The 18,095-nt window shown below is 63.5% G+C and carries 20 protein-coding genes; 14 read left to right on the top strand and 6 right to left on the bottom strand.

The features are described from left to right. Positions 1–7: 7 nt before the first annotated feature. On the top strand, positions 8–358 hold the full coding sequence (locus CO676_RS04745) for a DUF1491 family protein (protein ID WP_014761518.1): 351 nt from the start codon (positions 8–10) through the stop codon (positions 356–358). A gap of 46 nt (positions 359–404) precedes the next feature. Here CO676_RS04745 and CO676_RS04740 read toward each other — a convergent pair whose 3' ends face one another. Beyond that, the gene (locus CO676_RS04740) at positions 405–1,478 is read right to left on the bottom strand and encodes a DUF2336 domain-containing protein (RefSeq protein ID WP_179875404.1); all 1,074 of its coding nucleotides are present in this window, start codon (positions 1,476–1,478) and stop codon (positions 405–407) included. 257 nt (positions 1,479–1,735) lie between these two features. Between CO676_RS04740 and CO676_RS04735 the strand changes: the two genes are divergently transcribed. The 3 genes from CO676_RS04735 (at position 1,736) to CO676_RS04725 (ending at position 3,456) form a co-directional block, all read left to right on the top strand. Next, positions 1,736–2,524: an SH3 domain-containing protein gene (locus CO676_RS04735; protein WP_097519785.1), complete on the top strand. Its 789-nt coding sequence runs from the start codon at positions 1,736–1,738 to the stop codon at positions 2,522–2,524. A 186-nt stretch (positions 2,525–2,710) separates the two neighbouring features. Beyond that, positions 2,711–2,995: a hypothetical protein gene (locus tag CO676_RS04730; RefSeq protein WP_097519784.1), complete on the top strand. Its 285-nt coding sequence runs from the start codon at positions 2,711–2,713 to the stop codon at positions 2,993–2,995. A gap of 290 nt (positions 2,996–3,285) precedes the next feature. Further along, positions 3,286–3,456, top strand: coding sequence for a hypothetical protein (locus CO676_RS04725; protein ID WP_014761522.1), 171 nt, complete (start codon positions 3,286–3,288; stop codon positions 3,454–3,456). Positions 3,457–3,544: 88 nt separating this feature from the next. Here CO676_RS04725 and CO676_RS04720 read toward each other — a convergent pair whose 3' ends face one another. From CO676_RS04720 to CO676_RS04710, 3 genes are all read right to left on the bottom strand, one after another. Continuing rightward, complete coding sequence (locus CO676_RS04720) at positions 3,545–4,093, bottom strand: membrane protein (protein ID WP_014761523.1); 549 nt, start codon at positions 4,091–4,093, stop codon at positions 3,545–3,547. Next, on the bottom strand, positions 4,086–4,673 hold the full coding sequence (locus CO676_RS04715; RefSeq protein ID WP_014761524.1) for a DUF1214 domain-containing protein: 588 nt from the start codon (positions 4,671–4,673) through the stop codon (positions 4,086–4,088). Before CO676_RS04715 ends, CO676_RS04720 begins: the two co-directional genes overlap by 8 nt. Positions 4,674–4,772: 99 nt before the next feature. Beyond that, complete coding sequence (locus CO676_RS04710; protein ID WP_041413891.1) at positions 4,773–7,010, bottom strand: transglycosylase domain-containing protein; 2,238 nt, start codon at positions 7,008–7,010, stop codon at positions 4,773–4,775. A gap of 122 nt (positions 7,011–7,132) precedes the next feature. On the opposite strand from CO676_RS04710, the gene CO676_RS04705 reads away from it, so the two are divergent. Next, a complete protein-coding gene (locus CO676_RS04705; RefSeq protein ID WP_097519783.1) occupies positions 7,133–7,600 on the top strand; it encodes a YcgN family cysteine cluster protein in 468 nt (155 codons plus the stop codon). An 11-nt stretch (positions 7,601–7,611) separates the two neighbouring features. On the opposite strand, the gene CO676_RS04700 is transcribed toward CO676_RS04705, so the two are convergent. Continuing rightward, the gene (locus CO676_RS04700) at positions 7,612–7,947 is read right to left on the bottom strand and encodes an MmcQ/YjbR family DNA-binding protein (protein WP_041413892.1); all 336 of its coding nucleotides are present in this window, start codon (positions 7,945–7,947) and stop codon (positions 7,612–7,614) included. A 129-nt stretch (positions 7,948–8,076) separates the two neighbouring features. Next, positions 8,077–8,217 carry a hypothetical protein gene (locus tag CO676_RS35120; RefSeq protein ID WP_162832913.1) on the bottom strand — a complete coding sequence of 47 codons (141 nt, stop codon included), beginning with the start codon at positions 8,215–8,217 and terminating at the stop codon, positions 8,077–8,079. A 635-nt stretch (positions 8,218–8,852) separates the two neighbouring features. Between CO676_RS35120 and feuN the strand changes: the two genes are divergently transcribed. The 9 genes from feuN (at position 8,853) to CO676_RS04655 (ending at position 17,927) form a co-directional block, all read left to right on the top strand. Beyond that, a complete protein-coding gene (gene feuN, locus CO676_RS04695) occupies positions 8,853–9,104 on the top strand; it encodes a two-component system FeuPQ modulator FeuN (protein ID WP_097519782.1) in 252 nt (83 codons plus the stop codon). 40 nt (positions 9,105–9,144) lie between these two features. Beyond that, positions 9,145–9,816, top strand: coding sequence for a two-component system response regulator FeuP (feuP, locus tag CO676_RS04690; RefSeq protein WP_014761530.1), 672 nt, complete (start codon positions 9,145–9,147; stop codon positions 9,814–9,816). After that, positions 9,806–11,191, top strand: a complete 1,386-nt coding sequence (locus tag CO676_RS04685; RefSeq protein ID WP_014761531.1) for a HAMP domain-containing sensor histidine kinase — start codon at positions 9,806–9,808, stop codon at positions 11,189–11,191. The genes feuP and CO676_RS04685 overlap by 11 nt, the downstream gene beginning before the upstream one ends. A gap of 228 nt (positions 11,192–11,419) precedes the next feature. Further along, positions 11,420–11,863 (top strand): membrane protein, encoded by a 444-nt coding sequence (locus CO676_RS04680; RefSeq protein WP_041414934.1) that lies wholly within the window; start codon positions 11,420–11,422, stop codon positions 11,861–11,863. Positions 11,864–12,005: 142 nt separating this feature from the next. Beyond that, on the top strand, positions 12,006–13,151 hold the full coding sequence (ccmI, locus tag CO676_RS04675) for a c-type cytochrome biogenesis protein CcmI (protein ID WP_097519781.1): 1,146 nt from the start codon (positions 12,006–12,008) through the stop codon (positions 13,149–13,151). Then, complete coding sequence (ccmE, locus tag CO676_RS04670; protein WP_014761535.1) at positions 13,148–13,600, top strand: cytochrome c maturation protein CcmE; 453 nt, start codon at positions 13,148–13,150, stop codon at positions 13,598–13,600. The genes ccmI and ccmE overlap by 4 nt, the downstream gene beginning before the upstream one ends. Beyond that, on the top strand, positions 13,597–15,585 hold the full coding sequence (locus CO676_RS04665) for a heme lyase CcmF/NrfE family subunit (RefSeq protein WP_014761536.1): 1,989 nt from the start codon (positions 13,597–13,599) through the stop codon (positions 15,583–15,585). The genes ccmE and CO676_RS04665 overlap by 4 nt, the downstream gene beginning before the upstream one ends. Beyond that, complete coding sequence (locus CO676_RS04660; RefSeq protein WP_097519780.1) at positions 15,582–16,037, top strand: cytochrome c-type biogenesis protein; 456 nt, start codon at positions 15,582–15,584, stop codon at positions 16,035–16,037. The genes CO676_RS04665 and CO676_RS04660 overlap by 4 nt, the downstream gene beginning before the upstream one ends. 324 nt (positions 16,038–16,361) lie before the next feature. After that, the gene (locus CO676_RS04655) at positions 16,362–17,927 is read left to right on the top strand and encodes a Do family serine endopeptidase (protein WP_097519779.1); all 1,566 of its coding nucleotides are present in this window, start codon (positions 16,362–16,364) and stop codon (positions 17,925–17,927) included. Positions 17,928–18,095 lie beyond the last annotated feature (168 nt).

Here is an 18,095-nt window from a genome sequence, read left to right as displayed (position 1 = left end):
GCCTGGAATGCGCGTCAAAACCCATATCTTCGTCGCTTCGCTCCTGCGCCGCGTTTTCGCGAGCGGCGGTTATGCGGCGGTGCTGCGCAAGGGAGCGGAAGAGGCCGGGGCGATCTTCATTCGCCACCGCACCCGCTTGGGGACCGAGACGCTCTATGCGCCGGCGCCGCAGAGCTTCTTCGAGGAGGAGGGCGAAAGCATCCGCAAGTTCGAACTCCGGCTGCGGGACGCGGAGGCGGAAAATGTCGACGGCGCTCTCTCGTCCGAGATCCGCTTCGACCCGGATTGCTGGATCGTCGAGATCGAACTCGACGATTGCAGCGATCTGTTGCATGTCGTCACTGACCCCGGCCGCTGAGTCTGCGGCCCGGAAGACATATGGCGCTGAATAGGCGGCGGCGTTGTTATTTTCGTCCAATCGTCCGCTTGGGCTGTGCCGCACCCGCGGTGGCGCCGGCCGCACGGGCCTCCTGCAGACGCGAATCGCGTGCCCGATTCTCGGCGAAATTGGTCTCGTGCCGGTTCGGCCTTACCTCTCCGTCGGCGCGCAGCCAGGATTCCACGCGCTCGACGCTTGTCTTCCGGTCGATGCTCCTGATCAGCGCCTCGGCATGATCGCCTGAGCCAAGCCTATCGGAAAGATGTGGGTAGAGAGCCACAAGCAGGGCGTGCAGGTCCCGGCCCGGGAAGTCGATCGCCGCGAGTGTGACGGCGAGCTGCTGGCCGGAAACGTCCAGGAGGATTCTCTCAGCAAGCGCGCGGCTCGCCGCCAGGGCGTCGGCAAGAGCCGTCGCAAAGAGGACCGCTTCGTTGTTGCGGGCAAACCGCAAGAGCAGCGCCTGATGGAGCTCGTCGATCGGCTGGAGGCGTGCGCCCTCGGGGAGAGGTCTGGACCCGGCGCGCGCCAGCGTCCTGATCTCCTCGCGCAGCGTGTTTTCGCGCGCCAGGCGCTCGGAGGATGGATGATCGTCGGCCGTTGCCGTTTCGGTCGGGGCGGCCGCAACGGAAATGTCGCCGCGCGGCGCGGCGGCGGTGAACTGGTGGTGCTCGACAAGCGCGTCGACGATCGCCGGTGAAAGATCCTCCCGGTGCGCGATCGCATTGGCATGGGCGGGGCCCTGCTGGCGGATTATCGACATCAGGGTCCGATCGGGGATCGCTTTCGACCGGGTGAGAAAGATCGCGGCAATCGAGATCGGCATGCTGCCGATCAGCAGCGCCACCGATTCGGGCACATGGGCGCATTGCGACAGGGCGGCCGCCGCCTGCCGGCGCGCTTCGTTGCTGGAACCGAGGAAAAGCGGTTCGAAGAGTTCGGCAAACTGCTTCAGGTCGGACTTGCGCGGAACGCGAAGGCTCTCGAAGCCGGTGACGGTCGCCATCAGCACGACGTCCTTCAGCCGGCCCGTCTGCGGCCTTTCCAACTCACGAAAGCGGTTCGTCACGACAAATCCCAGATGCAAAAAGCGTGACGCCATTGCCGATGGCTCGGAACGGCACACGTCTCAAAAAATAGATCGAAAACGTTAGCGTAGCATTAACTATGGCCCTTGAGGCTTTATTCAGGCTTGCGGCATCGGCGTGACGCACGATCGCCAGCGGACGTCATCATGGCGGCGTGACGAGACCCAGCCTTAAAAACTCCACATGCGGCCCTATTGCTTGTTTCGACGGTGAAGGGCGATTTGGCCCGCCGAAGCAGAGGGCCATTGGCCTTCCGATGGGAGAAGTATCTGTGAAGAAAGCGTTCTTGCGGGCGGCTGCTGTTTGTGCGCTCTCGCTCATGCCGTTCGTTGCCGAAGCTGCGGAGGGCTTTGCCACCGCCAATGTCAACATGCGCTCAGGCCCGAGTACCCGTTATCCCGCGGTCACCATTATTCCGGCAGGTGAAGCGGTGGAAATCCACGGATGCCTGGCCGACAGACCCTGGTGCGACGTTTCCTTCTATGACGGACGCGGATGGGTCGCCGGGCAATATGTCCAGGCGCTCTACCGCAGCAATCGGGTCTACCTCGAGCCGGAATATTATCGGCCGCTCGGGATTCCGACGGTCGTCTTCGAATTCGATCGCTATTGGGACCGCAACTATAGGGGACGCGATTTCTATCGTGACCGCGACCGCTGGCGCCGCGGACCCGATTGGGCCGAGGAACGCGACTGGCAGCGGCAGCGCGAAGAGCCGCGCCGCGAATGGCAGCGCAGGCAGGCGACGGAACGCGAGGAATGGGAGCGCGAGCCGGAGCGCCGCGAATGGGAACGCCAGCAGGCCAGAGAACGGCAACGGGCCACAGAGCGCCAAGAGGCGAGAGAACGCCAGCAATGGCAGCGCGAGCGGGAACGCGAGCGTCGGGACTGGCGGGACCGTCGCCGCGATGACGAGCGGCAGGAAGGCGGTTCCGCCGAGAACTATCAAGGTGCTCGCAAGGAAGAGCGGGCGCGCCAACTTCGTGAGCTGCGACGGGACGGTGAAGTCAGAACGGTTCCGAAGTGCGTTTTCAACGATTTCGCCTGTGAAAACGACTGACGCACTGTGCTTTCCGGGAGCGGCCCGGCACCGTCGCGCGAGCGATAGCGGCCCCTCCGATCATGGTTGCGCGAAGGCGGGAGGCGATTTGCCGCCCCCTTTTTCTTGTCTGCATTGGCGAAGCTTTGCGGGAACCAAACCTTGTTCGAGGCGTTGATTTCGCGCGAAAGGTAAGGAGCGGAGACAATGGCGGAAAAGAAGCTGGCAGCGGTGGGCGCCGATATGGACACGGAAAAGACCGCGGCGGACACCCAGGTGGAATTGCAGGCCCAGGTCGCGGAGTTGAGGTCTGAGATCGTAAGGCTGACGGAAACGGTTTCGGCCATCGGCAGCGGCGCCAAGGCGGTCGTGCAGGGGGAAGCGGAACTGATGACGGAACGGCTCAGGGAGCGTGTTCGCGATGATCCGATCTCGACGCTGCTGACCGTCGCGGGCGTCGCGTTCCTCGTCGGCCTGTTCGCGAGGCGCTGAAGGCTCTTTGGCGCGCCTTCAAATACCACCAGAATTGGGTATTGCGCTTGGTTAACGGGCCGTGATCTGGATTAAGAAAGAGTTAACCTAACCAGGCTATGGCTCAATCGAAGCGAGCCCGCTATTATTGGTTCGGATCTGATGTGCATTGAAACTGGAAATCCGGGTAACCGGAAGAAGGAGTGAGTTGAGAACGGCGCGTCTGTCCGGGCCTTCCGGGAATGCGCCAGCCCGCAATCGGGCAGGGTGAAATCTGTGTTCATCCGTCTCATGGAAGTATGGAGACGAGCATGGCAGACGTAATCAGATTGCAGGACCGCAAGGTCAAGATGCCGCGACGGCGGCCCGTCACCGCGGGCGGTGCCAAGGTGTTGTTCTTTACGGGCATCCGTTACGAGCGCCTCGACGGCCGCGGCCCGCAGCCAAGCGCTCCGACAGGGCGGCAGGTCAAGAAGCAGTAGCCGGCCCGCGTATTCGGCTGCAAGCCGCGGGTTGGCCGATGCTCTCCGCTGCGCGGCTCATTCGGCTCTCTAACTCCCTACATTCTTGTCACTGGCGCCGGAATGGCGCGCAGCTCGAGTCCGTCAGGAAATCGCGGACCTGCTCCTCGAAACTGTTAAGCGGCGCCAGGGCGCGCAGGACCGCATAGCCCTCCTCGTCCTTCATCTCGATCATGATCGCTTGGGCGAGCGCTTCCGGCGGCGACTTGCGCAGCTCGACCAACTGGATCGGCGTCGCGACGACCAGATCGAGATCTCCATTGACGGCGGTCTGATCGTTCATGCTGAAGACTTCGTTCGACCCGCTGTCGAAGATCGAAAGCGACCAGAAAGGTACGGAACCACGCGCAATGAAACGCGCCGGCGCATCCGCGACGGAGAAGTTGCAAACGGCGGTGCGTAGAAAAGGGTCGCTATTGTCCAGTCCAGTCGGACCGGGCTCGGCCGTGAGCGGAAAGAAACTGTCCATCTCGAGAAGACCGAGGATACGCGTATAGGCGTCCCGGCCGGTGAACCGCGGCAGGGCAAGGACGATGACTATATGCAGGAGAGCGGCGCCGACGAGCCCGACGAGAAAGGTGAACAGCGCCCTACGCATTCCCGCACCCCGTCTTGACGATCTTCGGCATTGCGAGGTCGATCAGTCCGGATGAGCCGGCCGTTGGCGTATCGAGCAGCGTCAGCACGAGCTGGAAGTTTCCCGTGTGGCGGATGGCGAGCCAGTTGTCCGGCTGTGCGGCCGGCGAGGCGTGAATGACGAAGCTGCTGTCCTTGGCGCGCAGCACCGTCCACGAATTGATCGCCGAAGGCATCTCGGAGCCCGGTCGTAGCGTCGCGCCGTCGGTGGTTGCGGTGTAGAGGGTCCAGAAACGGGCGGGTGGCGTGATCCCGGAAACGTCATAGGAGCAAGCGGCTGAAAGGCGCGCGCCGGTATCGTCGGTAGCCGCTGTGAATTTCAACCCTTCCGCGCCGCCATAGAGCAATTCCCCGACACGAGCGCGGTGCGCCTTTGCATAGGGATCCGCCGCGACGGTTTGCGCCTCGGGGAAGGCCACCCAGGGGCCGATCGCGATCGATCCGAAGCCGACGGTCGCCTTCAGCGCCCATATGGCTGACGTAATGCCGCCGCCGAAGGCGACGATAAGTGCAAGGGCGACGAGGAGAGGAACGCGGAACAAGGGGGGCTCTATCGAATGATGTCTCGTTTATCCTGCCGGCAGTGAATCGATTGTGCGGCGATGGCTGGGCCGCCAGAAAACGGATTTGTCGTGACGAAGTCAATTCTTCGCGGCATCTGTCACCCGCGGCATCGCTGACGTTTCATCAGGCGCTTCGAGCACCGCGACCCGGCCGCCACCCTTTTCCTTGGGCTTCAACGGTGACGCCTGTTCGAATGCATTGCCGATCGACTTCAAGAGGCGGGTCACGTCGGCAGACAGGGATCGCGGCCGGACGAGCGGCGGCAGTGCGTTTTCGTCAGCTTCGGCCTCGGCGACCGCTTCCGGTTTCTTTTGCGTTTCGGCCGGCGGAGCCTCGATGCCCGGGATCGCACGGTGTTCGATGCCCTGCTCGGCATAGTCCATCAGCCGTTTGAAGGTCATCGCGGGGAGGGAGCCACCGGTCATCTCTTCGGTGGACGTGTAGTCGTCATTGCCGAACCAGACGGCCGTCGTGTAGTCGCCGGTGAAGCCCACGAACCAGGCGTCGCGATAGGCTTGCGTCGTTCCCGTCTTTCCGCCCGTCACGACCCCGTTGCTCAGCGCGGCCCTGCGGCCGGTTCCGATGACCGGGATCTGGGTGAGAATTCGATTCATCGACGAGATGGCCTGCTCGCTCAGAACCCGTCGCGCCGGCTGAGCGTCGCGGCCGAAGTCGTAGAGGATATCGCCATCGTAGTTCAGGATCTGACTGATGCCGTGGCGGCGGGATTCCAATCCTCCGGCGGGGAAGACGGCATAGGCGGTCGCCTGGTCGAGCACGGTCACCTCGGACGTGCCGAGCGGCATGGTCTTGTCGGTGCGGATCGGCGTTTCCACGCCCATCCTTTTTGCGGTTTGGGCGATGATCTCGGTGCCGAGCTTGTCCTTGGCGAGGCGGACCGGAACGGTATTGATCGATCTCGCCAGCGCGTTCATCAAGGTGACCCGGCCGGCATATTTGCGGGCGTAGTTCTGCGGCGACCAGCCGCGCCAGGTGATCGGCGCATCGACGACCACCGTCTCGGGCGTCATGCCTTTCTCCATCGCCGCCGCATAGGTATAGACCTTGAAGGAGGAGCCGGGTTGGCGGAGCGCACGGGTGGCCCGGTTGAACTGGCTTTCGCCATAGTCGCGGCCGCCAACCATTGCACGCACGGCACCGCCGTTTTCGATCATGACCAGAGCGCCCTGCTTCACCTTGTAGCTTTCGCCGTATTGCCTGAGGCTCGATTCGATCGATTCTTCGCCCGCCTGCTGCAGCCCCATGTCGATCGTCGTTCTGACGATTAGCGAATGCTGCGCGAAGGGAGCGGCAATGCGCTGAACCTCGTCGAAGGCCCAGTCGAGGAAGAAGTCCGGTGCCTTGACCTGGGCGCGATCGATGACGGTCGCCGGATTGAGACGGGCGGCGAGCACCTGGCCCTCCGTCATCAGGCCGCCCTGGACGAGATTGGACAGCACCTCGTTGGCGCGGGCGCGTGCCGCCGGCAGGTTGACGTGCGGCGCGTATCGCGCCGGGGCCTTGAACAGCCCGGCCAGCATCGCGGACTCGGCGAGGTTGACGTCGGTGATCGCCTTGCCGAAGTAGAATTGAGCCGCCGCCGCCGCACCGAAGGTGCCGCCGCCCATGTAGGCGCGATCGAGATAGAGGCGGAGGATTTCCTTCTTCGAGAGATTGGATTCGAGCCAGACAGCGAGAAAGGCTTCCTTGATCTTGCGCTCGATCGTTCGCTCGTTCGACAGGAACAGGTTCTTGGCAAGCTGCTGCGTCAGCGTGGAGCCGCCCTGAACGACGCCGCCGGCGCGGGCGTTCTCGGTCATGGCGCGCGACAGGCCGAGGAAGTCGATGCCCCAGTGGTCGAAGAAACGGCGGTCCTCCGTCGCCAGGACCGCCTTGATCAAGTGATCCGGCAGTTCGTCGATCGGAACCGAATCCTCGTGGATGATGCCGCGATGGCCGATCTCATTGCCATAGCGATCGAGAAAGGTGACGGCAAAGTCGCTTTGCGCCCGCCAGTTCCCCTTGGTTTCCTCGAAGGCCGGAAGCGCCAGCGCAAGCATCAGCACGGCGCCGGCGGTGCCCCAGGTCATCCCCTCGCCGAGCACCTCGAAAAACGCTCTTTTCCAGCCGCGCATGCGAAAGCGACGGAAGAAGATGGTGGTGTCTTCCCACCATTCCGCCAGACGGAATCCGGCGCTCCACACCGTGGAATCGATCCAGGAATCGATCCGCAGAAAGATGTGTCGCTTCTTCGGCCGGTCTTCCTCTTTTCGCGGTTCCTGCACGGCTTTCCTGTCCCGAAGCTTCCTTGCCACACGACGATATTTGCACGGCGCGGAATTCCAATCTACTTGCATATCGCGCTGTCGGCCTTAAAAAACCGGCAATCTTCTGCAAAGTTTCGATGTCGGCGTGGACGTGACGAAAGTGTGACGCGATGGGCGAGATGCCTTTCTGGAAGACGAAAAGCCTGGACGAGATGAACGACCCCGAGTGGGAAAGCCTCTGCGACGGCTGCGGGCTCTGTTGCCTCAACAAGCTGGAGGATTGGGACACGGGTGAGATTGCCTGGACCTCGATCCGCTGCACGCTGCTCGACGGCGAGAGCTGTCGCTGCAAGGACTATGATAACCGTCAGGCGACGGTTCCCGACTGCGTCCAACTGACCCCGAAGGCGGTGCGTGAGATCAGCTGGCTGCCGCCGACCTGCGGCTATCGTCTGGTCGCCGAGGAACGTGACCTGTATTGGTGGCACCCGCTCGTCTCCGGCGATCCGGACACGGTGCATGCGGCCGGAATCTCCGTGCGCGGGCGCACCACCGCCGAGGACGGCATCGACATCGAAGACTATGAGGAATTCCTGGTGACCTGGCCTCTGGAAGTGGGCCTGGAACCGGCGGAGTAGATCCGCAGTCGTCAGTGACCGCCGTTCTTCCGTACAAGGCTCTTCGGGGCGGCATTTCTCCAGGCCGTCTCCAGCGACTGGCGAATGAGCTCCTCGTCGGCATCCACGAAATAGAGAGATGTCCAGCCACGCGCGCCCCAGCCGCCGTGCACCGCGGCACAGACGCCCGGCTCCAATTCGAGCAGCATGCGCTGCTGATCGGGCGTCAGCTTGAAGACGGCACGGCCGGCTTCCGGCAGGGTCATGAAAATGCGCTTGCCTACCCGGAAGTCGCGCGTTCCGAAATGGGCGTTCTCCTGAGTCCCCGGAAGGCTAAGTGCCAGCTTTTCGATCTCTTCGGTTAGCATCCGAAAAGAGTAGCACGAAATCGGCAATTGACAAAAAACCCGCGCCCGCCGTGCGTCGGCGGGCGTAGACAATGCTGTCAAGGGATGGAGACCGCTACTTCTCGGCGAGTGATAGCCGAGAAGGAGCAATTATTCTGCAGGCGGAACGGGCTTTTGAGCAGTTTCGCTGGCCACGCGCATTTCGCGCCACTCGTTTTCGAAACGATCGAGCAGCGACTGTGGAATCCTGGACTGCGGTGCTACGGGCGGCTTATTCGCGAGTGTCTGCATCCGGTCCTCCTATGCGAGACGGTGGGGATGGCGGACCATTCCATATGGCAAATACTTTGTAAATCAGGCGCTTAAACCATTTAAACGATTGAAGAATCTTTAAATCGATTAATTGTCGCTCTTCCACAGCCGTGCTTCTCATGCCGACGCGAATGGTTTGCCAAAGGCGGCCACGTGCGCGCAGTAGCGCGTAATTTCCGAAATCACTGGTTCGCGGAGAATTGGTTGAGAGCTAAAAGGCATCATCTTCAAAGGCTTGCGAGCAGGCGCGGATTTGCCTTTCAAGCTTCCTCGCTCGATTTCCGGCAATCGGACTCGAATTCTCAGAAAAAGCTTCCAACCGACTCGATCGACTCGCGAATCGGCGACCGCTTGAGCCGCAGGCCAGCGTCTGATTCGGGAAAGTCCGCCGACCAGCCCTCCCGACAGTGTGGAGCAAAGTTCTTAACGGACCGCTGACCACGTCTGGTGACGCGGCAGGCCGAACGGCAATTGCAATTCCCGGTGGATTTCGGCTCGAGGGCTGCCGGCGCCCGCTACGGGATGTCGCGTGTCGCCACGACTGACATTCATTTGCCATTCAGCCTCTATCGGCTAATGATTTTGCATGATCTTCCCAAGTCGAAAGTGCGTTCATGTCTTCATCAGTGACCATAGTCGCGCTCGCCGCAGGCCTCGCAGGTTTTTCGCTGCCTGCCGTTGACGTGCCTAGGGTTGTTGCCCGCGTGGCGGGTGACTGCAGCGCTGCGGCGGCACAAGTCGTCGCCGAGACCGGCGGCGAATTGCTCTCCGCCCAGCCGACAGCCGATGGCAAGTGCGTCGTGACCGTGCTAATCCCCGGCAATGGAGGGCGGCCTAAGAAAGTGACGGTCAAGGTGCCGATGTAGGCATCTGCGGCGCCTGCCAGCAAAGGGAAGTAACAGCAAGATGCGCATCCTGATAGTCGAGGACGACGTCAACCTGAACAGGCAACTGGCCGACGCGCTGAAGGAAGTCGGATACGTCGTCGACCAGGCCTTCGATGGAGAGGAGGGCCACTATCTCGGCGAAGCGGAACCTTACGACGCGATCATTCTCGATATAGGCCTTCCGGAAATGGACGGCATCACGGTGCTTGAAAGGTGGCGCGCCGACGGTAAGACGATGCCAGTGCTGATCTTGACCGCCCGCGATCGCTGGAGCGACAAGGTGGCGGGTATCGACGCCGGCGCCGACGATTACGTAGCAAAGCCTTTCCATGTCCAGGAGGTGCTCGCCCGCATCCGGGCGCTGATCCGCCGCGCCGCCGGCCATGCCAGTTCCGAGATCGTCTGCGGACCGGTCCGGCTCGACACGAAAGGCTCGAAGGCGACCGTCGGCGGCGTTGCGCTGAAGCTGACCTCCCACGAATTCCGGCTGCTCTCCTATCTCATGCATCACATGGGCCAGGTGGTTTCTCGGACGGAACTTGTCGAGCACATGTATGATCAGGACTTCGACCGCGACTCCAACACGATCGAAGTCTTCATCGGTCGGCTTCGCAAGAAGATCGGCAATGACCTGATCGAGACGGTGCGCGGTCTCGGATATCGGATGCAAGCACCCGGCAATGGCCATTAGATCCCTCACGGCGCGCGTTCTGGCGGTTTCGACCGTTTGGGCCGTCGTTGCCCTCGTCGTGATCGGAGTGGTTATCTCGGCACTCTACCGGCAGGGCTCCGAGCGTGGTTTCCAGGACCTGCTGCGCGCCCAGCTCTACAACGTCATCAATTCGATCTCCGTTGACGAGAAGGCCGCTCTGTCCGGGAGTCCCCAACTCGGCGACCTGCGCTTCTCCCAGCCGCAGACCGGTTGGTATTGGATCGTCGAGCCGATCGGCGAATTCGCTACGCCGCCCTTGCTGTCGACGTCGCTCGGTTCCGCCAAGCTGCCGATCGTGAGTGTCGACGAGGTTCCATTCGATATTCGCTATGAGCGCTTCTACACGACCGAGGACCCATTCGGAAACGAGGTCGAAGTGGCCGAGACCGAAGTGGTGCTCGACATTCAGGGCCACACGGCGCGCTTCCGGGTTGCCGGCAACCGCGACGTCCTGGAGGCGGACATCGACCGTTTCACCCGCAATCTGACGATCGCGCTCTCGATCTTCGGTCTCGGCGGCCTCGGCGTGAACGCCTTGACCATTCTCTTCGGTCTGCGGCCGCTCGATCAGGTGCGCCGCTCGCTCGAAAAGATCCGGACGGGCCAGAGCGAGCGCTTGGACGGTGCTTTCCCGCGCGAGATCCAGCCGCTGGCCAACGAGGTGAATGCGCTGATCGACAGCAACCGCCGCATCATCGAACGCGCCCGCATGCAAGTCGGCAATCTTGCCCACTCCCTGAAGACGCCGATCGCCGTGCTGCTCAACGAGGCGCGCGTTCTCGAGGTCCCCCACGGTGAACTGATCAGGACGCAGGCGGACGCGATGCAGACCCAGGTGCAGACCTATCTCAGCCGCGCCCGGATTGCGGCCCAGCGCGGCTCCATCCTGGCGAGGACCGAGGCTCAGCCGGCCCTCGAAAGGATCGTTCGGGTGATGCGGCGGCTCAATCCGGAGAAGCAGTTCAGCCTGTCGATCAACCCGCCGGGGCTGGTGCTGGCAATGGAGCAGCAGGATGTCGAGGAGACCGTCGGCAACCTGCTCGAAAATGCCGCCCGATACGCACGTGATCACGTCGTACTCAGCGTTGAGCGCGCCGCCGACCAGGAGCGCAGCAAGGAGTCCGGCCGCGAATGGATCGTCCTGCGGATCGACGACGACGGCCCGGGCCTCAATCCGGATCAGATCGCGTTGGCGATGAAGCGCGGCAAACGACTCGATGAAAGCAAGCCGGGCACCGGCCTGGGGCTTTCGATCGTCAGCGAGATCGTCGGTGAATATCAGGGCAGCGTCGAGCTCAGTCGACGCGACGAGGGGGGCTTGAGGGCCAAACTCGTTCTGCCAGCGGCGGTCTGACGCGGGACGTTAAGCAGCTTTCAGGTCGGTCGCCTCCGCCATCGTGATCCGGCGGTCACACCGGCAGTCGAAAATGCCCTGTCCGACACGGCCCGCGGTTGCCTCGCGAGGCCGAGGGTGCAAAAAGAAATCCTGAAAGCGCCGCCGCCTCGACGCCATCGCCGAGACGCAGGCGGCGACCGGTCAATGAGGATTGAGTTGTCGCGTATCATGAAGATCAACGCAGAAATGGGGCGGGCCGTTGCCTTGAGCGGCAGGATCGTGGTCGTCGCATCGACTGTTGCCCTTGCCGGCTGCGGGACGACGGCCGGCGGCCAGCGCGGCGCGGTCGGTCTTGGCGCAGCCGCGGCGGGCGGAGCCTCATCGGCGTCCTATATCGAGGCCCTGCAGGGCGGTGTCATCGCGCGCCTCGGCAATATCGACCTCGGAAAGTCGGACCGGCAGCGCGCTCTCGAAGCGGAGTACCGTGCGCTCGAGGCCGCCCCCGGCGGCCAGCCGGTGGCTTGGGAAGGGCGCAGCGTTAGCGGCTCGGTCGTCGCCGCCGCCCCCTATCAGGTTGGCTCTCAGAATTGCCGTCAATACAGCCATACGGTGGTCGTCAAGGGGCAGTCATCGACGGCGCGCGGCGCCGCATGCCGCAACAGCAATGGCACCTGGTCGCCGCTGACCTGAGGGGCGAACGCGGCGCCTTCCATCATTCGATTGGCGGCGCTGCCCCTGCCGGGCCGCCGCCCCTTGCGGCGAAACGCCTCAAATATTCGTCATTTTCGGTTTTCGAGTTGGAAAGCCGGGAACCTCATAGTATTTCGCATCCATGTTGTTCTGGATTCTTGTCGCCACCTTGACGGCGGCTGTCGCAGTCGCGCTCGTCCTCCCGCTGATGCGGGCGGCGTCGCCCCTCCCGTCTCCTCACAGCCATGACATGGAGGTCTACCGCGACCAGCTCGACGAACTGACCAGGGACCGCGAGGCGGGGCTGATCAGCGGCGATGATGCGGAACTCGCCAGGGCCGAAATCGGACGCCGAATGATCGCCGCCAGCGCCGCAGATGCATCAAAGCAAGAAAGCATGTCCAAGCGGCTGGGTTCGAAGCGCCTGGCGCAGGCGTTCATTCTCCTCTGTCTTCCGGCCGTGGGGCTCTGTCTGTATTTGACGACGGGCAGTCCTGGCGTGCCGGCGCAACCGCTCGCAGCGCGGCTCGCCAATCCCGGCGAGGATATCAATATTTTGATCGCCAAAGCCGAAAATCATCTCGCCCTTAGCCCCGACGACGGGGCAGGGTGGGACCTGCTTGCCCCGATTTACATGCGCAACGGCCGCGTCGACGACGCGGTCGGCGCCTATGACCACGCGATCCGGCTGCTCGGACCGACGGCGGCCCGACTGGGCGGCTATGCCGAGGCCCTGATCGTACAGTCCGGCGGCCTTGTGACGGCGGCGGCACAGGATGCCCTGAAGAAGGCGCTGGCTCTCGATGCCAATGATCCCCGCTCGGAGTTCTACCTCGCCCTCGGCCTCAAGCAGGAGGGAAAGCATGGCGATGCGCTCGCCGCCTTCCGCAAGCTCGCCGGCAGGTCGCCCGCCGGCGCGCCGTGGTTGCCGCTGGTCAACCAGCATATCGCGGAGCTCTCTGCCGACAAGCCCGGCGCCGGTGGCGAAGCGCTCGGAAATCCGACCTCCGAGGATATTGCCGCAGCCGAGGGCATGAGCGCCGGCGATCGTCAGGCGATGATCCGCGGCATGGTCGACGGTCTTGCCGGCCGCCTGAAGGAAAATCCCGACAACTTCGAAGGCTGGATGCGCCTGGTCCGCGCCTATGTTGTCCTCGATCAAAGAGATAAGGCCGAGGATGCTCTAAGCGAGGGACTGCAGGCCTTTCCGGCCAGCGTCGACGAAGGCAAACGATTGCTGGCGCTCGGCCGTGAACTCGGCCTCGATGGCGGCGGAGCGAAAGAATGACCCGTAAGCAGAAACGGCTGGCGATCATCGGCGGTGGCGTCGGCTTCCTGACGGCCGCCGTCCTTCTGGTAATGGTCGCCTTCAGCCAGGCCGTGGCCTATTTCTATGTCCCCGGCGACCTTGCCAAAGCGGGTCTCGCGCCGGGCACACGCATCCGTCTCGGCGGGCTGGTGGAAGCGGGCTCGGTGAAGCGCGGCGACGGCAAGACCGTCACCTTCAGCGTCACCGATACGCTCGCGACGGTGCCGGTGACCTATACCGGCATTCTTCCGGACCTCTTCCGCGAGGGGCAGGGCGTGGTGGCGGAGGGGACCTTCGTCGCAAGCAGCCAGATTTTCGTTGCCGACACGGTGCTCGCCAAGCACGATGAGACCTACATGCCGAAGGACGTGGCCGACCGCCTGAAAGCCCAGGGCGTCACGCTCGGCGGGAAGGAAAACATTCAATGATCATCGAGCTCGGACACTATGCGCTGGTGCTGGCGCTCGCGACCGCGCTCATCCAGTCGGTGCTGCCGCTCTTCGGCGTTCGGCGCAACGATCGGGCCTTGGTCGAACTGGCGGGCAGCGCGGCGATCGTCTCCTTCCTGCTCGTCGCCTTCTCCTTTGCGGTGCTGACCTTCGCCTATGTGACCTCCGACTTCTCGGTCCGGAACGTCTGGGAGAACTCGCATTCGCTGAAGCCGCTGATCTACAAGATCTCCGGCGTCTGGGGCAATCACGAGGGCTCGATGCTCCTGTGGCTCCTGATCCTCGTGTTCTTTTCGGCTCTGGTGGCAAGTTTCGGCCGTAACCTGCCCGAAACCCTGAAGGCGAACGTTCTGGCGGTTCAGGCCTGGATCGCTGCCGCCTTCACGCTCTTCGTCCTGCTGACGTCCAATCCTTTCGCCCGGCTCGTTCCAGCCCCAGGCGAGGGCCGGGATTTGAACCCCGTGCTGCAGGACATCGGCCTCGCCATCCATCCGCCCTTGCTCTATCTCGGCTATGTCGGCTTCTCCGTGTGCTTTTCCTTCGCGATCGCAGCCCTGACGGAGGGCCGCATCGATGCCGCCTGGGCCCGCTGGGTCAGGCCCTGGGCCCTGGCGGCCTGGACATTCCTGACCGCGGGCATCGCCATGGGCTCCTACTGGGCCTATTACGAGCTCGGCTGGGGCGGCTGGTGGTTCTGGGACCCGGTCGAGAATGCCTCCTTCATGCCGTGGCTGGCCGGGACGGCGCTCTTGCACTCGGCGCTCGTCATGGAAAAGCGCGAGGCGTTGAAGATCTGGACGGTGCTGCTCGCGATCCTGACCTTCTCGCTGTCGCTGCTCGGCACGTTCCTGGTGCGCTCGGGCGTGCTGACATCGGTTCATGCCTTCGCCACCGATCCGACGCGCGGCGTCTTCATCCTGGCGATCCTCGTCGTCTTCATCGGCGGCGCGTTGTCGCTCTTCGCCTTGCGCGCCTCGCATCTCAAGTCCGGCGGGCTCTTTGCGCCGATATCGCGCGAGGGCGCACTCGTCCTGAACAATCTGATCCTGACGACGGCTACGGCGACCGTCCTCACTGGCACGCTTTATCCGCTGGTGCTCGAGGCACTCACCGGCGACAAGATCTCGGTCGGCGCTCCCTTCTTCAACATGACCTTCGGGCTGTTGATGCTGCCGTTGCTCTTTGCGGTTCCCTTTGGCCCGCTGCTGGCCTGGAAGCGCGGCGATCTTGCTGCTGCCGCCCAGCGCCTCTTCGCCGCCGTGGGCGCCGGTCTGCTCTTCGCCGCCGCCGTCTACTATACCAGGAACGGCGGTCCGGTTCTCGCCGTCCTGGGCATCGGGCTTGGCGTCTACCTGATCCTCGGTTCCGTCACCGATGTCGCGCTTCGATCCGGCCTCGGCAAGGTGGCAGGCAGCATTGTCTTGCGGCGGTTCCTGGGCCTGCCGCGCTCGGCCTTCGGCACGGCGCTCGCTCATATCGGTCTCGGCGTCACGCTGATCGGCATCGTTGCCGTGACGGCCTACGAGACGGAGACCGTCGTCGAGATGAAGCCTGGAATGGTGGTCGAGGCCGGCGGCTACAGCTTGCGCTTCGATGGCATGCGCCACGGCCGCGGGCCGAACTATACCGAGGACACTGGTCACTTCACCGTCAGCCGCGGCGGCGTAAAGGTGACAGAGATCTGGTCGTCCAAGCGCCTCTATTCGGCACGCCGGATGCCGACGACCGAGGCCGGCATCAGGACGTTCGGCCTCAGCCAGCTCTATGTTTCGCTGGGCGACGAGATGACCGGCGGCGGTATCGTTGTGCGCATCTGGTGGAAGCCGCTGATCCTCTGCATCTGGGGCGGCGCGCTCGTGATGATGGCGGGCGGTGTCGTTTCCTTGAGCGATCGACGCTTGCGGGTGGGCGCCCCGTCGCGCGCTGCCAGAGCGGCGCGCCTTGCTGCCGGAGCAGCCGAATGATCCGCATCCTCGTCGCGCTGTTCCTCTCCCTCGCTTCCGTCGCGCCGGCCTTCGCGGTCAACCCGGACGAAGTGCTCACCGATCCGGGGCTCGAAGCGCGGGCGCGGGCAATCTCGGCCAAGCTTCGCTGCATGGTTTGCCAGAACCAGTCGATCGACGATTCCAATGCGGAACTCGCCAAGGATCTGCGATTGCTCGTACGCGAACGCCTGAAGAGCGGTGACACAGACGAGGCGGTGATCGCCTATGTCGTCTCGCGCTACGGTGAATTCGTGCTGCTGAAGCCCCACTTCGAGGCCAAGACGCTGCTCCTCTGGGGTATGCCGGTCGTCCTGCTCGTCCTTGGCGCGGTCACCCTGATCGTCGCCGCGCGCCGGCGCGGGGCGCAGGGCGCGGGCCCACCGCTTTCCGATGACGAAAAGGAAAAGCTGGACAAGCTTCTGCGGTCGTAGGATTCCGTCGGCCCAGTCGGCAATCGAAAAAAGATAGTCCGTTCAAGTGGTTGAACGAACGATTTGCCGGGCGCCGGGCGATTCCGCGGCTCGCTCACGGGCGGCCCATTGCCGCCCTGCCGGAACATTACCAAAAATTCATCTTCCGGACAGAACTCAGTAAGGTCCCATCCGTTACACGTTTCGTCATCGGCTGTTCCTCCAGTCACAGCCAGGCGAGCGGGTGTCCGGGCGATCTCGTCCTCCGGATACTGGCTCGTGGTCAAGGTTTCGAAGCCGTCCACCGCTCCGCGGCGGCTTCATGCAAGAGAGAAGGCAACACGAATGTCCATGATCAAAACTCCGCGTCCATCGCTGAAGACCGTCCTGAAGACCTCCACGGTCGCCGGCCTTGCCGCAGTCATGCTGACGACCGGTCTGCCGGCGCAGATTACCCAGTCCTTCGCTGAAGCCGTGAGGATTCAGGCGCCGTCTGTTCCGAGCTTCGCCAACGTCGTCGACGCTGTTTCCCCGGCCGTCGTTTCTGTTCGCGTCCAGGCAAGGCAACAGGCTGCCGACGACGAAAGCAACTTCACCTTCGATTTCGGCGGCCGTGGTTTCGAGGATCTGCCCGAGGACCATCCGCTGAGGCGCTTCTTCCGTGAGTTCGGCGGGCCTGACTCCCGCGACGGCGACCGCGCCGATCGCTGGCGTGATCGGCGCGGTCCCCGCGGTGAGGGCCGTCTGCGCCCGAGAGCCCAAGGCTCGGGCTTCTTCATCACCGAGGACGGCTACCTCGTCACCAACAACCACGTCGTTTCCGATGGCTCCGCCTTCACTGTCATCATGAACGACGGAACGGAGCTCGACGCCAAGCTCGTTGGTAAGGACAGCCGCACCGACCTTGCCGTGCTCAAGGTCGATGCCGCCAACCGCAAGTTCACCCATGTCAGCTTTGCCGATGACAACAAGGTTCGGGTCGGCGACTGGGTGGTCGCCGTCGGCAACCCCTTCGGTCTAGGCGGCACCGTGACGGCGGGTATCGTCTCGGCGCGCGGCCGCGACATCGGCTCCGGCCCTTATGACGATTATCTGCAGGTTGACGCGGCGGTGAACCGCGGCAATTCCGGCGGCCCGACGTTCAATCTCTCCGGCGAGGTCGTCGGCATCAACACGGCGATCTTCTCGCCATCGGGCGGCAATGTCGGCATTGCCTTCGCAATTCCCGCCTCGGTCGCGAAAGATGTCGTCGACTCCTTGATCAAGGACGGCTCTGTCTCGCGCGGCTGGCTCGGCGTTCAGATCCAGCCGGTGACGAAAGACATTGCCGAGTCGCTCGGTCTCTCCGAACCGAACGGCGCCCTTGTCGTCGAACCGCAGGCCGGTTCGCCGGGCGAGAAGGCAGGGATCAAGAAGGGTGATATCGTCACCGCAGTCAACGGTGAGCCGGTCAAGGATCCGCGCGATCTCGCGCGCCGGGTAGCGGCGATGCGTCCCGGAGCCACCGCCGACGTCACCCTCTGGCGTGACGGCAAGTCTCAGAGCGTCAAGCTCGAGATCGGCACGCTGCCGGAAGAGGCCAAGGCGGCGACGCCGGACACGAGCGACGAGCAGCCCGACCAGGGTCAGGCCGGCGAAGAGGCATTGGCGGATCTTGGCTTGGCAGTCTCCCCCTCGGAAGACGGCAAGGGTGTGACGATCGCTTCCGTCGACCCGGACTCGGATGCCGCCGATCGCGGCCTGAAGGAAGGCGAGAAGATCGTCTCCGTCAACAATCAGGAAGTGAAGACGGCGGACGACATCCTGAAGGTGATGAACAACGCCAAGAAGGATGGCCGCAGCAAGGCGCTGTTCCAGATCGAAGCCGAAGAGGGCAGCCGCTTTGTCGCACTGCCGATCGCTCAGAGCTGAGACGCGGCGCCAACAAGACACGGAGCGGGCGGACTTAGGAGCGCTTACCGCCCGCTCCTGGCCGATGACGAGGCGCCGCGACATCTGTCGATATCGCGGCGTCCTCTGTTCCGGCCGAACTCTGCATTTGGCCGATGCAAACCCCGAAACCGGTTGAGACGAACAGAG

Source organism: Sinorhizobium sp. BJ1 (assembly GCF_002531555.1).
Lineage (GTDB): Bacteria > Pseudomonadota > Alphaproteobacteria > Rhizobiales > Rhizobiaceae > Sinorhizobium > Sinorhizobium fredii_B.
The sequence above is the reverse complement of the archived record's forward strand: the minus strand, read 5'-3'. Positions and strand labels throughout refer to the sequence as shown.

What these genes read in the sequence shown, in the direction of transcription:
- CO676_RS04745 (WP_014761518.1), top strand. Translation starts at nt 8, where the DNA reads ATGCGCGTCAAAACCCATATCTTCGTCGCTTCGCTCCTGCGCCGCGTT.
- CO676_RS04665 (WP_014761536.1), top strand. Translation starts at nt 13,597, where the DNA reads ATGATCATCGAGCTCGGACACTATGCGCTGGTGCTGGCGCTCGCGACC.
- feuN (WP_097519782.1), top strand. Translation starts at nt 8,853, where the DNA reads ATGTCTTCATCAGTGACCATAGTCGCGCTCGCCGCAGGCCTCGCAGGT.
- feuP (WP_014761530.1), top strand. Translation starts at nt 9,145, where the DNA reads ATGCGCATCCTGATAGTCGAGGACGACGTCAACCTGAACAGGCAACTG.
- CO676_RS04655 (WP_097519779.1), top strand. Translation starts at nt 16,362, where the DNA reads ATGTCCATGATCAAAACTCCGCGTCCATCGCTGAAGACCGTCCTGAAG.
- CO676_RS04730 (WP_097519784.1), top strand. Translation starts at nt 2,711, where the DNA reads ATGGCGGAAAAGAAGCTGGCAGCGGTGGGCGCCGATATGGACACGGAA.
- CO676_RS04705 (WP_097519783.1), top strand. Translation starts at nt 7,133, where the DNA reads ATGGGCGAGATGCCTTTCTGGAAGACGAAAAGCCTGGACGAGATGAAC.
- CO676_RS04685 (WP_014761531.1), top strand. Translation starts at nt 9,806, where the DNA reads ATGGCCATTAGATCCCTCACGGCGCGCGTTCTGGCGGTTTCGACCGTT.
- CO676_RS04740 (WP_179875404.1), bottom strand. Translation starts at nt 1,478, where the DNA reads ATGGCGTCACGCTTTTTGCATCTGGGATTTGTCGTGACGAACCGCTTT.
- CO676_RS35120 (WP_162832913.1), bottom strand. Translation starts at nt 8,217, where the DNA reads ATGCAGACACTCGCGAATAAGCCGCCCGTAGCACCGCAGTCCAGGATT.
- ccmI (WP_097519781.1), top strand. Translation starts at nt 12,006, where the DNA reads ATGTTGTTCTGGATTCTTGTCGCCACCTTGACGGCGGCTGTCGCAGTC.
- CO676_RS04660 (WP_097519780.1), top strand. Translation starts at nt 15,582, where the DNA reads ATGATCCGCATCCTCGTCGCGCTGTTCCTCTCCCTCGCTTCCGTCGCG.
- CO676_RS04680 (WP_041414934.1), top strand. Translation starts at nt 11,420, where the DNA reads ATGGGGCGGGCCGTTGCCTTGAGCGGCAGGATCGTGGTCGTCGCATCG.
- CO676_RS04725 (WP_014761522.1), top strand. Translation starts at nt 3,286, where the DNA reads ATGGCAGACGTAATCAGATTGCAGGACCGCAAGGTCAAGATGCCGCGA.
- CO676_RS04700 (WP_041413892.1), bottom strand. Translation starts at nt 7,947, where the DNA reads ATGCTAACCGAAGAGATCGAAAAGCTGGCACTTAGCCTTCCGGGGACT.
- CO676_RS04720 (WP_014761523.1), bottom strand. Translation starts at nt 4,093, where the DNA reads ATGCGTAGGGCGCTGTTCACCTTTCTCGTCGGGCTCGTCGGCGCCGCT.
- ccmE (WP_014761535.1), top strand. Translation starts at nt 13,148, where the DNA reads ATGACCCGTAAGCAGAAACGGCTGGCGATCATCGGCGGTGGCGTCGGC.